Here is a 13,348-nt window from a genome sequence, read left to right as displayed (position 1 = left end):
TCACTCACGGTGATCCCCGCTGCTCTTCAAGAGTGAATACGCGATAGATCGTTTACACGACCCTGCCAGTCGGGTGGCCCCAGCCGGCTGGTGGCCCTAGCCGCACCGTCGGCCGAACCGCTGGTCTGGGGCGGGCAGCGATTGTCACCCGCGAGCGTAGAACTAGACGATCATTGCTGCCAGCAGTCGATGGCGATCGTTGGGTCGGGTTACGGAAACGACGCCAACCGGGCGTGTCCCGCCCCGGCCGTCGGCTTCCTCGGGCTGGTCACGGGTGAGCCGAACGGGCTGGACCGGCGGTAACCCCGGTGCCCCCGGTGGTCGATCTCTGCGATTGCGATACGAAGCCGGTCCACTGGCAGGACGGGCTCCGCGAGGCGGGCGAGTCGTTGACGCATCTGGCCGACCGCAGCGTCAGCAACGCGTGACCTCGTGGCAGGGTCTTGCTCACCGCCTGGATCCGAGGAGAACCATGTCGAAGGACGTCACCGTCGATCTCATCCGGTCGTTGATCGAGGCCATGAACGGACCGTCGTTGGCCAGGGAGAGGCGCGGGCCCGTGGAGGGCTGGGAGTCGCTGGCGATGATCCTCGAGTTCGGCGAGGGCTATCGCAGCGCGCACGGGTACGCGTACTCGCCCGACGGCGTCGTCACGGCCGTGTCCTGTAGCTGGCCGAGCATCGAATCGGCGGTCCATGCGTACCTGGGGAGCCACTACAAGCCCGGTGATCTGCTGCCCGTGAAGATCCTCGTGCAGTTCGACCGGACGACCGGCAGGTACCAGGTGACGTTCGAGGACAAGGACGAGGAACGCTGGGCGGTGAAGCCGGCGAACTACCGGGAGATGCGCGAAGCGCTGCGCCCGAGGTTGGACTGACACAGTCGTGACCTGGGCGTACTGCGTCCAGGTGTACCCGCTCGCTGAGGGAACGGCGTTGCGCGACCCCCGGGCCGGCCGGTTAGGCTGCTGCCATGACCAGCTCGCCCGCGTACCCGATGACGTCCTCCGACGTCCAGGTCGGCGCGCGGCGACGCCGGCGGTCCCGCGACCGCCTGCGCTGAGTCTTCTTCTCCTGCGACCGGCGGATCGAGCCGCCGGTCATCGTCGATCGTCCTCGGTCCGCCCGCATCCCCATCCGGTGATCCGCGCGGCGGATCCGAGCGAGATCGGCGTACCCATGGACCTTGAGAAACTGCTGACCGACCGGCTGGCGCCGGCGTTCGCGACGGTGGCCGGCGGGCCGGTGGACCCGGTCGTGCGGCGTTCCCAGCGCGCGGACTTCCAGTCCGATGCGGCGCTGGCGCTGGCCCGGCGGCTCGGCCGGCCGCCGCGCGCGATCGCCGCCGAGGTGCTGGACCACGCGGAACTGGCCGACCTGTGCGGCGCGGCGGAGGTCTCCGGGCCGGGCTTCCTCAACCTGACCATCGCCGATCGGGCCCTCGGCGGACTGGTTTCCGCGCTGGCCACCGACCCACGGCTCGGGGTGCCGCTGGTGGCCGAGCCGGAGACGGTGGTGGTCGACTACTCGGCGCCGAACGTGGCGAAGGAGATGCATGTCGGGCACCTGCGGTCGACGGTGATCGGCGACGCGGCGGCCCGGCTGCTGGAGTGGCTGGGGCACCGGCTGCTGCGGGCCAACCACCTGGGTGACTGGGGTACGCCGTTCGGCATGCTGATCGAGCACCTGGTCGACCTGGGCGGGGCCGAGGCAGCGCGCGAGCTGTCCATGGGTGACCTGGACTCGTTCTACAAGGCGGCCCGGGCCACGTTCGATGCGGATGAGGCGTTCCGGGAACGGTCCCGGCGGCGGGTGGTGGCCCTGCAGAGCGGCGATCCTTCGACGCTGCGGCTGTGGCGGTTGCTGGTGGAGCAGTCCGAGCGGTACTTCATGACCGTCTACGACCTGCTCGACGTGACCCTCACCGAGCGGGACTTCCACGGTGAGAGCAGCTACAACGACCTGCTCGGCCCGGTGGTGGAGGAGCTGGACCGCCTGGGGCTGCTGCGGGAGAGCGAGGGTGCGGCCTGCGTGTTCCCGCCCGGCTCGGTGGGTCGTGACGGGGAACCGCTGCCGCTGATCGTCCGCAAGTCCGACGGCGGGTACGGCTACCCGGCGACCGACCTGGCGGCGATCCGCCACCGGACGGGCACGCTGGGCGCCACCCGGCTGCTCTACGTGGTCGGGCTACCGCAGCGGCGGCACTTCGACATGGTCTACGCCGCCGCCACGCAGGCCGGCTGGCTGGCCCCGCCGGCCCGGGCCGAGCACATCGGGTTCGGCTCGATCCTCGGGCCGGACGGGCGGATGCTGCGCAGCAGGGCCGGCGGCTCGGTGAAACTGGTCGGACTGCTGGAGGAGGCGATCGTCCGAGCCATCGCGCTGGCCCGGGAGCGGAACCCGAACCTCAGCGAGGCGGAGGCGGACGAGGTGGGCCGGGCGGTCGGCATCGGCGCGATCAAGTACGCGGACCTGTCCAGCGACCGGCGCAAGGACTACGTGCTCGACTGGGAGCGGATGCTGTCGCTGGACGGCAACACCGCGCCCTATCTCCAGTACGCGTACTCGCGGATCCGGTCGATCTTCCGGCGGGCCGGGGTGGCGGCCCGGCCGGAGGCGGCGATCTCGCTGGCCGATCCGGCCGAACGGGCGCTCGCCTTCGAGCTGGTCGGCTTCGGGGCTGTTGTCGGCGAGGTGGCGGACAGCCTGGAGTTCCACCACCTGACCGGATACCTGTACCGGCTGGCCGCCGCGTTCAGCGCGTTCTACGAGCGCTGCCCGGTGCTGCGCGCCGACGAGCCGGTCCGGGAGAGCCGGCTGGTGCTCTGCGACCTCACCGCCCGGGTGCTCCAGCAGGGGCTGTACCTGCTCGGCATCCGGACTCCCGAACGCATGTGATTCGTTCTACGCCTGCCGCGCTCAGGTCGATGTCTAGGCGGCAAGCTGCCGTACGAGGTTGCGGAAGTCCCCTGTCCCACCCTCGCCGTCGTGGATCTGCACCCGGTGGTGTGCCGTGCCCTGTGCGCCGTCACCTGTGTTCCGTGCTGGGCGTGCGATGTGTGTCGGGGAATCGAACCCCCGCGCCTGCCCTTGGCGCACCAGGAGTGAGCCGGATTGCCCGCCGGCTCTCGGGTTCGTGCACGCCTCCACGTCGGCTACCTGCTCCGCAATTCGTCAGTCCAGCAGGTCGACCTCCCAGTTCGTCCGCTGGATCAGCGTGTCGACCTCGCGCACCTGCCGGGCGAGGTCGTCAGCCTGCCTGCGCAACTCCGCCACCGGCAGCGCCGGGATCATCTTCAGCTCCGACCGCAGCTGCCGGTACCCGCGCTGGCCCTCGCCGGCCGCGGCGTCCGCCGCGGAGGTGACCAGGCTGTGCCGCATGCGGAGCACGTCGCGGCGCGCGAGCGCGTCGGTGAGCGTGCCACCCTCCACCAGGGTGGCGGCGTTGGTGCGGTTGATCCGCCGGATGAGCGACTCCAGCCCACCGAGCACCTCGCCCGCCTCCGCGAGCAGAGCCGAGGCGTCCTCGGCGGGCGCCTCACCCTCCTGGTAGCGGGCGCTGGCAGCGATGCGGGCACGGAGTTGTTCGGCGCGACGCGCCGCATCCGCACGCAGCGCAAGTGCCTCGGCAAGCTTCATGGACACCAGTATGGCCAGCGAAGATCAGCACCGCTGCCCAATTCCGACGTCGAGACTGTCCGCCGCCGGAATTGGTCGGCGCCAGCTAAATCGGTGGCGCGTCCAGATAAGCATTACTAGCGTCGACACCGATGATTCACGAGCATCCGTTGGCGTACCTGCTCGGGCTTGAGGGCCTTGCCCTGCTGCGCGCCTTTACCGGGGAGCACGACCGTGACTTCGTGGAGTCTCGAATCGCCGAGATCCGCGGGTTGCTCGACGATGAGGTGCTGTCAGGCGCAGCCGTGGACGTCGACCGTGTGGACACGGTCGAGGGCTATCGACTGTGGTCGAGGACGTACGACGATGTCGACAACGCGGCGTTCGACATCGACGGGCCTCTCGTCAGGAAGATCCTCGACACGTTGCCGGCGGGTGTCGCTCTGGACGCCGCGTGCGGCACCGGCCGGTACGCCCGGTGCTTGGCGGACCGTGGCCATCGGGTGACAGGCGTGGACAGCTCGCCCGACATGCTCGCGCGGGCACGCGTGCGTGTGCCGCAGGGTGAGTTCCTGCTTGGCGATCTGCGCCAACTCCCACTGGCCGACGCCGAAGTGGATCTGGTCGTCTGTGCCCTGGCACTGACGCATGTCCCTGAACTCGACGCGGTGGTGGCCGAGTTCGCCAGGGTGCTGCGGCCGGGTGGTCATCTGGTGATCTCCGACGTCCATCCCGAAGCGGTGGCGCGCGGCTCGATTCCCACCTTGCGCGACCCGAGCGGGCGGCCAGGACGCCTTGTCACCTATCGCCATCTGGTCGGCGACTACCTACGCGCCGCCCTGCCGGTGGGACTGCAACTGCGACGCTGCGAGGAACCCCGCCTGCCGACGAGGGAGCGTTCCCGGCCGCCGGACCCCACGATGACGGCCGAGGCGGTAGGGGCTTGGGATCTCTGGCCATGGTGTCTGGCTGAACTGGTGCCCGAGGCGACGCGCGCAGCCAACGCCGGGGTGCCCGCGATGGTCGTTTGGCATTTCCAACTGGCCGGTTCCTGAGATCCATCAGTCCGAGCCGAGGAGCGGGTGTGTCGACGGAACCGGAGCCGGGTCTCGCCCCCGAGCACACGAGGCCCCGCTACGCGCCGGTCGACCCGATCGTGGTGACGGTCGACGGGCAGGACTTTCGCGTTCGTGAGCGTGAGAAGCCCGGCGAGTACGACTTCGACTGGCTCAACGGACCGCACGACTACGGCTTCGGGATCAGCAGAGCTGCCGGCGCCGCGATGACGGTGCCCGAGATGAAGGAGGCCATCCGTGACTTCCTCGCTGAGATAGACCCCGCCACCGGCTACCTCAAGGAGTAGGTGAGCGGCCCTCCGAGTCGGTCCTGCCGGTCGTCATTCAGCGGCGCGCCGCGGGGCGACCCGTGTTGCTCGCCCCGCGGCGGCAATCCCTCGCTGACCGGGTAGGCCCACCGGCAGGGCGGGTGCGGTCGGGCGTCGCCCCACCGCACCCGCCCCCACCGGCGCGGCGACGACACCCACCGCGCGGGGCTGACCGCTCAGGGGGTGTACGGCGTGTCCGTGCGGCTGATCTCGACGAGCCGGCTGCCGCTGAGTTCGTAGACGGCCGTACGCCGCACGGCGACCTCCGCCGAGGACGCGTCCTCGGGGCGGGTCAGGTAGACCACCGTCGCCCGACGCGACCTGATCGAGACCGACTCGACCGGCGTCCGGTCGCCGATGTCGACCATGGTGACGTAGACGGGCTGGCCGTCGATGTTGCCGTACATCACGACCTGCCAGAACTTGCCGGTCCCGCCGCCGTCCATCAGCACCGGGACCAGCGCGTCGGCCGCCTCGTCGCCGGTCAGGTCGCCGACGGCACACGGCTGTTGCATGTGCACGACGGTGCCGTCCTCGCCGGACCACACGCCGTCGACCAGCGGGATCGGTTCCGCGTAGCCGTTGTACCGCTCGGTCCCGTTGCCGAGCGCGGCGGTCTTGAGCTGCTCGCAGGTGAGGGCCCGGAGCGTGGCGGGCGCTCCCGATGTGTCGGGTACGGCCGACGGCGCCGGGTCGGGGTCCGCTGTCTCGTCGTCCGCGCCGGCGGTGCTGGCCGTCGGCCGTGCGGAGGCCGCCGGGTCCGGGGCGTCCGGCGGCGTGGTGATCGTGACGCATCCGCTCAGCGCCGCCACCAGGGCGAGTGCCGCGACGGGCAGCAGGGTCCTACGCATTGATCTTCTCTCTCCTCGGGTGGCCCGGAGCGTAGTGCGCCTCCGCCACGGTCAGCGGCCAGCGGACGGAGGGCGGCGCTGTCGGCTCCCGCCGGAGCGGGGTGGGCTTACGGTGGGAGGAAGTGGGAGCTGGGCCGGGCCCGACGAGGCCCCGGTCAGGTGGGCGGGCCGCCGTGCTGGTCGAGCCTGTCGCGGAGCGTGCCGGCGAAGTCCTCGGCCATCGCGAGCTGGTCGCGCAGTGCGCCGACGCGTGCGGTGGCGGCAGTGTGGAACATGCCGAGCCGGTCGAGCAGGGCGGCCCGCTCGGCGCCCGCGGCCGTGTCGAGGGCGTCGAGGACGGCGAGCAGGTCGCGCATCTCGTCGAGGGTGAAGCCGAGGGGCTTCATCCGCTTGACCACGGCGAGCCGGTCGAGGTCGGGCGCGGTGTAGAGGCGGAAGCCGCCGTCGCTGCGGGCCGACGGGACGATCAGGCCGACGTCCTCGTAGTGCCGGATGGTGCGGATGCTCAACCCGACCCGCTCGGCAACCTCGCCGATCTGCATCAGCCGCCCTCCGCCGGGGGCGGGCACCGACGCCACGCCCGAGCCGGGCGCGGGCTCCCGTTCGGGCGTACGGTCGCCGGCCATCAGTGGCCGACGCCGAGCCGGCCGGCGAGGGTGCCGTGGATGTGGGCGCTGGGGCGGTTCAGCTCGACGATCTCCACGGTCTTGCCTCGGGCGGCGTACCTGGTGGTGACGGCGTCGAGGGCGGCGACGGAGGAGGCGTCCCACACGTGGGCGTGCGTCATGTCGATGACCACGCTGTCGGGGTCGTTCGCGTAGTCGAACCGACCGACCAGGTCGTTGCTGGAGGCGAAGAAGAGCTCGCCGTGCACCGAGTAGATCCGGGTCGTCCCCTCGGGGTCGAGGACGCTGGTCACCTCCACCAGGTGGGCGACCCGGCGGGCGAAGACGACCATCGCGGTGAGCACGCCGACGACGACGCCGACGGCGAGGTTGTGGGTGGCCAGGGTGGTGACGACGGTGGTCACCATGACGACCGTCTCGCCGTACGGCATCCGCCGGAGCGTGGCCGGGGCGACCGAGTGCCAGTCGAACGTCGACACCGCGACGATGACCATCACGGCGACCAGGGCGGCCATCGGGATCACCGCGACCACGTCGCCGAGCGCGACCACCAGGATCAACAGGAAGACGCCGGCCAGGAAGGTCGACAGTCGCGTACGGGCGCCGGACGCCTTCACGTTGATCATCGTCTGGCCGATCATCGCGCAGCCGCCCATGCCGCCGAAGAACCCGGTGACGATGTTCGCCACGCCCTGCCCCCACGACTCCCGGGTCTTGCTGGAGGGGGTGTCGGTGATGTCGTCGACCAGCTTCGCGGTCATCAGCGACTCCATCAGCCCGACCAGCGCGATGCCCAGGGCGTACGGGGCGATCAGGGTCAGGGTGTCCATGGTCCAGGGGATCTGCGGCAGGCCGAGCGTGGGCAGGCTGTCCGGCAACGCCCCCTCGTCGCCCACGGTCGGCACCGCCGCGTGGGTGGTCACGGTGACCACGGTCAGCACCACGATGGCGACCAGCGGCGCCGGGACGGCCCGGGTGAGCCGGGGCAGCCCCACCATGATCGCCAGCGCGACCGCCACGAGCGGGTACACCAGCCACGGCACCCCGAGCAGATGCGGCACCTGGGCGACGAAGATCAGGATGGCCAGGGCGTTGACGAAGCCGACCATCACGCTGCGCGGGATGAACCGCATCAGCTTCGCCACCCCGAGCACCGCCAGCAGGATCTGGATCGCGCCGCCGAGGATCACCGCGGCGACGAGGTGATCCAGGCCGTGCTCCTTGGCGAGGGGCGCCACGACCAGGGCGACCGCGCCGGTGGCGGCGGAGATCATCGCCGGTCGCCCGCCGCAGATCGCGATGGTGACCGCCATCGTGAACGAGGCGAAGAGGCCCACCCGGGGATCGACCCCGGCCAGGATCGAGAAGGAGATCGCCTCCGGGATCAGCGCCAAGGCGACGACCAGGCCGGCGAGGACCTCGGTGCGCAACACCCTCGGCGAGAGCCAGGACGGGCGGGGCAGGCGCGGCCGGGGGGCCGCGGACAGCACAGACGACATACGGCCATTTCCACTCGGGGGGGCTCGCGCGGCGCGGCGGCCCAGCGGACCCTACTCTTCCGTGACGGAAGAGTTCCCGTCCGCGTGGCGATCGTCACGGCCGCCGCGGGCGCGCCCCGCCGAGGGCGCCCGGCCGGTCAGGTCGGCCCGGCCCCCGGGGCCGGGACCGCCTTCTCGGCGGCGCGGCTCACCTCTTCCCAGCCGGCCCAGACATCCATGCGTCGCTTCGAGATGTCGAGGGCGAGGTCGTAGACCATGCTGCCCAGCAGCAGCCGCAGCGGCGGGTCGTCGCTGGCGACGAGCTTCATCAGCGCCTCGGCGGCCAGCCGGGGTTCGCTGTCGACCGACCCCTCCGCCCACTGCCGCGCCAGCTCCTCCCGCAGCGGGTCGTAGGCGGGCTGCGGGGCGGCCGCCGTGCTGCTGGTGTAGAGGTCCGTCCAGTAGCCGCCCGGCTGGACGATGGTGACCTTGACGCCGAACCCTGCGGCCTCGGCGGCCAGCGCCTCACTCATGCCCTCCAGCGCGAACTTGCTCGCGCTGTAGAGCCCTGTGCTGGGAAAGCCGCAGAGGGCGCCGATGCTGGAGATCTGCACGACGTGCCCGGCGCCCTGGGCGCGCAACTGCGGAAGGACGGCCTGGCTGACCCAGAGCGCGCCGAAGAAGTTGAGGTCCAGTTGGGCGCGGGCCTCGGCCTCGGTGAACTCCTCGACCATGCCCATGAAGAGCGCCCCGGCGTTGTTCACGACGACGTCGAGCCGGCCGAAGTGCCGTACCGCGCGGGCGACGACGTCGAAGACCGCCGCGCGGTCCGTGACGTCGAGGCGCAACGCCAGTAGGCGGTCGGGATGCCGGGCGGCGAGGTCGTAGAGCGGCGAGACGTCCCGGGCCGCGCCGACGACCCGGTCGCCGGCGGCGAGCGCGGCCTCGGCGAACGCGCGGCCGAGGCCACGGCTGGCACCGGTGATGAACCAGACCCGGGGTGTGGCGGTGGCTGAGGCTTCCATGGGGACTCCTTCACTAACGAGACGGACCGTCTCGTCTTGCTGACGCGAGTGACCCTACCCGATCGAGCCCCGCTGTCAAGACGGACCGTCTCGTCTCATCCTCTTGCTAGATTGGGCCCGTGCCCACGCAGAAGGTCGCCCCCGACTCCAGCCGTCGCAGCGAGACGGCACGCCGCGCCATCCTCGCCGCCGCCTTCGACCTCGTCGGCGAGGTGGGCTACACGAGGCTCAGCATCGAGGGCATCGCCGCCGCCGCCGGCGTCGGCAAGCAGACGATCTACCGCTGGTGGCCCTCGAAGGGCGCCCTGCTGTTCGACGCCTTCCTCGCGCTCACGACCGACGGCGGGCAGGACGGTGGGGGTGGGGCCCTGCCCGACACCGGCGACCTGGCCGCCGACCTGAAGCTGGTCCTGCGGGCCATCGTCGACGAGCTGAACGATCCGCGCTACGACCTGCCCATGCGCGCCCTGCACACCGAGATCGTCCACGACCCCGCCCTGGCCGCCGACTACGCGCAGCGGCTGGACGGGCCCATGCGGGAGCTGAAGAAGGAGCGCCTGCGGGCCGCCCGGCGCGCGGGGCAGCTCGCCGAGGACGTCGATCTCGACGTGGCCGTCGACCTGCTCTTCGGGCCGGTTCTCAACCGGTGGCTCCAGCGCACCGGCGCGCTGACCCACGAGTACGCCGACCAGGTGGTGGACACGGCGGTGCGCGGCCTGCGGCGGCACGGAGCGTAGGCCCGGCGGCCCATCCCGCGTCACCGGGTGGACAACACCTGACCCCCGGTCGTCGTTGATCCGGTCGTACCCGCCCCACCTGCCTCGACGGTGCGGGCGCCGACCGTGGAGGAGGCACGCCGATGACCAGTCAGCGCGAGACCGTGGAGGTCGACCCGGTCCTGTTCCGTGCCGTCTACGACTCGCCCGCCTCGCTGCCCGGCAGGCACCGGTGGACGACCCCGGAGTCGGACGTACGGCGGATCGAGAAACTGCTCGGCATGCCGCTGCGCAGCATCGGCGCCCCGCTCTGGGTCAGCGGCGACGAGCCGGACTGCCCCAAGTGCGGCCGACGGGTGAACTGGTACGACATCGTCTCGTCCGCCCTCTCCGGCGTACACGACCGGATGATGATCGCGACGGTCATCCTCGGCGAGCGCAGGTACGTCAACACCGAGGTCCCGGACGCGATCGCCGGGGTGCGCTGCACCGACTGCCGCACCGCGATCGAGGGGCTGCGCAGCTTCAAGTGCCACAACTGGGCGTACGCCTTCGAGGCGCTGGAGACCGTCCGGCAGCGGATGTCCGGCGCGTCAGTCGTCGGCCGTCAGCTCTCGGGCGAACCGCAGCCCGGGGCGCCCGTCGAGTGACACCTCGCCCACCGGCGTGAACCCGGTGCGCCGGAGCACCGCGAGCGAGCCCGCGTTGTCCAGCGTGGTCCGGGCGGTCAGCCGGCGCAGCCCGTACTCCCGGCGGGCCGACGCGGCGACGCGGCGGACGCCGTCGGTCGCCACCCCGCGCCCGGCGGCCCGCTCGGCCACCCGGTAGCCCAGCTCGGCCTCGCCGTCGGCGACGTCGACCAGGTTGAACCGGCCCAGCACCGTCCCGTCCGCCTCGATCAGGACGTGGAAGTGGCAACGGCCGGTCTCCTGCTCGGCGAGCAGCCCCGCGTGCCGCGCGGCGAAGTCGGCGAAGTACGCGTCGCCCCGGTCCGGCACCGACCGCGCGAACCACTCCCGGTTCTCCCGCTCGAAGCGCAGCAGCGCGGCGGCGTGGTGGGCGGCGAGCCGCTGGAGATCGGACACCGCGCCACCCTACCGAGCTGCGCCCGTACGCCTCAGCGGTCGCCGGTGGAGCGGCGGGTGGGGCGGCGGCCGGGCGGGGAGTGCGGCTCCGGGCCGGGGTCGGGCACCTCGGGCATCGGCCGCGTCACCGGCGCGGCGCCGGTGACGCGGAGCGGCTCGCCGTGGTGCCACACCTCGACGCCGGTCTCCGGGTCGGCGTCCGGCAGCTCGTAGCGGGCCTCGTCGGAGGTCAGGGTGACCCGCAGCCGGTGACCGTGCCAGCGCAGGCTGAAGGCGAGCCGGTCGATCGCCGTCGGCAGCCGGGGATCGAAGGAGAGCACCCCCCGGTCGTCGCGCAGCCCGCCGAAGCCCTGCACCAGGGCCAGCCACGCCCCGGCCAGCGACGCCAGGTGCAGCCCGTCGCCGGTCTTGTCGCCGAGGTCCGCCAGGTCCTGGAGCACCGACTCGGCGAACAGGTCGTACGCCAGGTCGAGGTGCCCGACCTCGGCGGCGAGCACGGCCTGCGGGGAGGCCGACAGCGACGAGTCCCGGACGGTCCGCGCCTCGTAGTAGGCGAAGTTGCGGGCCTTCTCGTCGGCCGTGAACTCCCCTGGGCAGCGCTGCATGGCGAGCACCAGGTCGGCCTGCTTGACCACCTGCCTGCGGTACAGCTCCAGGTAGGGGAAGTGCAGCAGCAGCGGGTAGTCGTCGTCGGAGGTGTCCGCGAAGTCCCACTCCGGCTGCTCGGTGAAGCCGGCCGCCTGCTGGTGCACCCCGCGCTTGCGGTCGTACGGGACGAAGACCGCGTCCGCCGCGGCGCGCCAGGCCGACACCTCGGCCGGGTCGACCCCGAGCCGGCCCGCCGCCCCGGGGTGCCGCTCGGCGGCGTCGGCGGCCCCGCGCAGGTTGCGCCGGGCCATCAGGTTGGTGAAGACGTTGTCGTCGGCCAGGGCGCTGTACTCGTCGGGGCCGGTCACGCCGTGCAGGTGGAAGGTGCCGGTGTCGGACCAGTGGCCGAAGCCGTGCCAGAGCCGGGCCGTCTCGACCAGCAGTTCCAGCCCCGGCCCGGCGAGGAACTCCTCGTCGCCCGTGGCGGCGACGTAGCGCAGCACCGCGTCGGCGATGTCGGCGTTGAGGTGCAGCCCGGCCGTGCCGGCCGGCCAGTAGCCGGAGCACTCCCGCCCGCCGATGGTCCGCCAGGGGAAGGTCGCCCCGGTCAGCCGCAGCTCCGCCGCGCGCTCGCGGGCCTCCGGCAGGTGGGCGTGCCGCCAGCGCAGCGCCGAGCGGGCCAGCGGCGGGTCGAGGTAGGTCAGCACGGGCAGCACGTAGCCCTCCGTGTCCCAGAGCACGTGCCCGTCGTAGCCGTTGCCGGTCAGGCCCTTGGCGGGAATGGTCCGGTCGCCGTCCGCCCGGCCCGCCTGGAGCAGGTGGAACACCGAGAACCGGGTGGCCTGCTGGAGTTCGGCGTCGCCGTCGAGCTGCACGTCGGCGGTCTGCCAGGCGACGTCCAGCGCCGCGCGCTGGCCGGCCAGCAGGGCGTCGAAGCCCTCCGCGCGGGCCGCGTCGGCCTCCGCGACGACCAGGCGGGCCAGTTCCTCCGGGGGCATGGCGTCCACCGGGGTGCACTCGTACGCGGCGAACTTGGTCAGCTGGAGCCGCTCGCCGGCGCGCAGCGTCCCGGTCAGCGTGAGGCGTAGCCGGTCCGGGGTGCAGTCCACGCCGGGTGCGAAGCCGTCCGGGGCCCGCACCTCGTGCGCGACGGCCACGGCGACCCGCTGTCCGCTGTGCCCGGTGCGGTGGACGAGGACGCCGTCGTGCCCGTCGGAGTGGCGGTACTCGGCGGTCAGCGGGTCGGTGATGACGGAGGCGGCGCGAGGGTCGTCGGCGCGCTCGGGCACCCGCTCGTTGGCGAGCAGGTCGGCGCAGACCCGCACCTCGACCGTGCCGTCCAACGGCTCGACGGACCACCGGACGGCGGCCACCGGCCGGCGGGGCAGGGAGACCAGCCGGACGCTGCGGACGCGTACGCCGTGCCCGGCCGGCGAGATCCACTCGGTGTGCCGCTCGACCACGCCGGCCCGCAGGTCGAGCACCCGCTCGTGGGTACGCAGGGTGCCGGTGCGCACGTCCAGCGGCTCGCCGCCGACCCAGAGGCGGATCAGGGCCGCGTTCGGCGCGCTGATCACCGTGTCGCTGAACTGCGGGAAGGCGTACCCGTCCTCGGGGTAGTCGAGCTCGCGCCGCTCGTGGAAGCCGTTGAGGTAGGTGCCGGGCATGCCGTAGGGCGTGCCCTCGTCCAGGGTGCCGCGCCAGCCGACCCAGCCGTTGCCCAACGCGAAGATCGACTCTGTCTCGGCGAGACGGTCCATGTCCGCCTCCGTACGCCGGATCCGCCAGGCCTCGTCGTCCCCCGTGACCTGCCCGGTCGGCGGCCGATCGGCGATGGGGGTGTCGTGCACAGCGCCTCCAGTGGAAGTCCGACGTACCGGGTCAATCGAAGCAGATGGGGCTGAGAGGTCGCTGAGACGAAAGTCGGGGTCGTCCCCCGACCAATGCACACTGCGCCCGACTTCCAGGTATTCCAGGG

Annotated in this window: 13 protein-coding genes; 6 read left to right on the top strand and 7 right to left on the bottom strand. The window is 72.2% G+C overall.

Annotation, left to right across the window (positions count from 1 at the left end; translation table 11 throughout):
* Positions 1-472 precede the first annotated feature (472 nt).
* A complete protein-coding gene (locus ACFHW0_RS28005; protein WP_416612380.1) occupies positions 473-877 on the top strand; it encodes a hypothetical protein in 405 nt (134 codons plus the stop codon).
* A 301-nt stretch (positions 878-1,178) separates the two neighbouring features.
* A complete protein-coding gene (gene argS / locus ACFHW0_RS28000) occupies positions 1,179-2,897 on the top strand; it encodes an arginine--tRNA ligase (RefSeq protein WP_416612378.1) in 1,719 nt (572 codons plus the stop codon).
* Between the two features lie 276 nt (positions 2,898-3,173).
* On the opposite strand, the gene ACFHW0_RS27995 is transcribed toward argS, so the two are convergent.
* Positions 3,174-3,638, bottom strand: coding sequence for a DIP1984 family protein (locus ACFHW0_RS27995; protein ID WP_416612376.1), 465 nt, complete (start codon positions 3,636-3,638; stop codon positions 3,174-3,176).
* A gap of 131 nt (positions 3,639-3,769) precedes the next feature.
* Here ACFHW0_RS27995 and ACFHW0_RS27990 point away from each other — a divergent pair, with 131 nt between their 5' ends.
* Both ACFHW0_RS27990 and ACFHW0_RS27985 read left to right on the top strand, forming a co-directional pair.
* A complete protein-coding gene (locus ACFHW0_RS27990; RefSeq protein WP_416612374.1) occupies positions 3,770-4,672 on the top strand; it encodes a class I SAM-dependent methyltransferase in 903 nt (300 codons plus the stop codon).
* A gap of 29 nt (positions 4,673-4,701) precedes the next feature.
* Complete coding sequence (locus ACFHW0_RS27985) at positions 4,702-4,980, top strand: hypothetical protein (protein WP_416612372.1); 279 nt, start codon at positions 4,702-4,704, stop codon at positions 4,978-4,980.
* 197 nt (positions 4,981-5,177) lie between these two features.
* On the opposite strand, the gene ACFHW0_RS27980 is transcribed toward ACFHW0_RS27985, so the two are convergent.
* The 4 genes from ACFHW0_RS27980 to ACFHW0_RS27965 all read right to left on the bottom strand — a co-directional run bounded on the left by ACFHW0_RS27980 (position 5,178) and on the right by ACFHW0_RS27965 (position 8,981).
* A complete protein-coding gene (locus tag ACFHW0_RS27980) occupies positions 5,178-5,852 on the bottom strand; it encodes a hypothetical protein (RefSeq protein ID WP_416612370.1) in 675 nt (224 codons plus the stop codon).
* A gap of 155 nt (positions 5,853-6,007) precedes the next feature.
* A complete protein-coding gene (locus ACFHW0_RS27975) occupies positions 6,008-6,394 on the bottom strand; it encodes a MerR family transcriptional regulator (protein ID WP_416612368.1) in 387 nt (128 codons plus the stop codon).
* Positions 6,395-6,477: 83 nt separating this feature from the next.
* On the bottom strand, positions 6,478-7,977 hold the full coding sequence (locus ACFHW0_RS27970; RefSeq protein WP_416612366.1) for a SulP family inorganic anion transporter: 1,500 nt from the start codon (positions 7,975-7,977) through the stop codon (positions 6,478-6,480).
* Positions 7,978-8,114: 137 nt separating this feature from the next.
* Complete coding sequence (locus ACFHW0_RS27965; RefSeq protein ID WP_416612365.1) at positions 8,115-8,981, bottom strand: SDR family oxidoreductase; 867 nt, start codon at positions 8,979-8,981, stop codon at positions 8,115-8,117.
* A 119-nt stretch (positions 8,982-9,100) separates the two neighbouring features.
* On the opposite strand from ACFHW0_RS27965, the gene ACFHW0_RS27960 reads away from it, so the two are divergent.
* Both ACFHW0_RS27960 and ACFHW0_RS27955 read left to right on the top strand, forming a co-directional pair.
* On the top strand, positions 9,101-9,718 hold the full coding sequence (locus ACFHW0_RS27960; RefSeq protein ID WP_416612364.1) for a TetR/AcrR family transcriptional regulator: 618 nt from the start codon (positions 9,101-9,103) through the stop codon (positions 9,716-9,718).
* Positions 9,719-9,840: 122 nt separating this feature from the next.
* A complete protein-coding gene (locus ACFHW0_RS27955) occupies positions 9,841-10,347 on the top strand; it encodes a hypothetical protein (RefSeq protein WP_416612363.1) in 507 nt (168 codons plus the stop codon).
* Here ACFHW0_RS27955 and ACFHW0_RS27950 read toward each other — a convergent pair.
* Positions 10,291-10,782 (bottom strand): GNAT family N-acetyltransferase, encoded by a 492-nt coding sequence (locus tag ACFHW0_RS27950; protein ID WP_416612361.1) that lies wholly within the window; start codon positions 10,780-10,782, stop codon positions 10,291-10,293. The two genes, ACFHW0_RS27955 and ACFHW0_RS27950, sit on opposite strands and share 57 nt — an antisense overlap.
* A 32-nt stretch (positions 10,783-10,814) precedes the next feature.
* Positions 10,815-13,130 carry a glycoside hydrolase family 65 protein gene (locus tag ACFHW0_RS27945; RefSeq protein ID WP_416612390.1) on the bottom strand — a complete coding sequence of 772 codons (2,316 nt, stop codon included), beginning with the start codon at positions 13,128-13,130 and terminating at the stop codon, positions 10,815-10,817.
* Positions 13,131-13,348 lie beyond the last annotated feature (218 nt).

It is taken from the genome of Micromonospora sp. LOL_025 (assembly GCF_048060285.1).
Taxonomy (GTDB): domain Bacteria; phylum Actinomycetota; class Actinomycetes; order Mycobacteriales; family Micromonosporaceae; genus Micromonospora.
The sequence above is the reverse complement of the archived record's forward strand: the minus strand, read 5'-3'. Positions and strand labels throughout refer to the sequence as shown.

Excerpts from the sequence above, each read along its gene's own strand:
- ACFHW0_RS27995 (WP_416612376.1), bottom strand. The coding sequence starts at position 3,638 with ATGAAGCTTGCCGAGGCACTTGCGCTGCGTGCGGATGCGGCGCGTCGC.
- ACFHW0_RS27990 (WP_416612374.1), top strand. The coding sequence starts at position 3,770 with ATGATTCACGAGCATCCGTTGGCGTACCTGCTCGGGCTTGAGGGCCTT.
- ACFHW0_RS28005 (WP_416612380.1), top strand. The coding sequence starts at position 473 with ATGTCGAAGGACGTCACCGTCGATCTCATCCGGTCGTTGATCGAGGCC.
- ACFHW0_RS27975 (WP_416612368.1), bottom strand. The coding sequence starts at position 6,394 with ATGCAGATCGGCGAGGTTGCCGAGCGGGTCGGGTTGAGCATCCGCACC.
- ACFHW0_RS27955 (WP_416612363.1), top strand. The coding sequence starts at position 9,841 with ATGACCAGTCAGCGCGAGACCGTGGAGGTCGACCCGGTCCTGTTCCGT.
- ACFHW0_RS27980 (WP_416612370.1), bottom strand. The coding sequence starts at position 5,852 with ATGCGTAGGACCCTGCTGCCCGTCGCGGCACTCGCCCTGGTGGCGGCG.
- ACFHW0_RS27945 (WP_416612390.1), bottom strand. The coding sequence starts at position 13,130 with ATGGACCGTCTCGCCGAGACAGAGTCGATCTTCGCGTTGGGCAACGGC.
- ACFHW0_RS27965 (WP_416612365.1), bottom strand. The coding sequence starts at position 8,981 with ATGGAAGCCTCAGCCACCGCCACACCCCGGGTCTGGTTCATCACCGGT.
- argS (WP_416612378.1), top strand. The coding sequence starts at position 1,179 with ATGGACCTTGAGAAACTGCTGACCGACCGGCTGGCGCCGGCGTTCGCG.
- ACFHW0_RS27970 (WP_416612366.1), bottom strand. The coding sequence starts at position 7,977 with ATGTCGTCTGTGCTGTCCGCGGCCCCCCGGCCGCGCCTGCCCCGCCCG.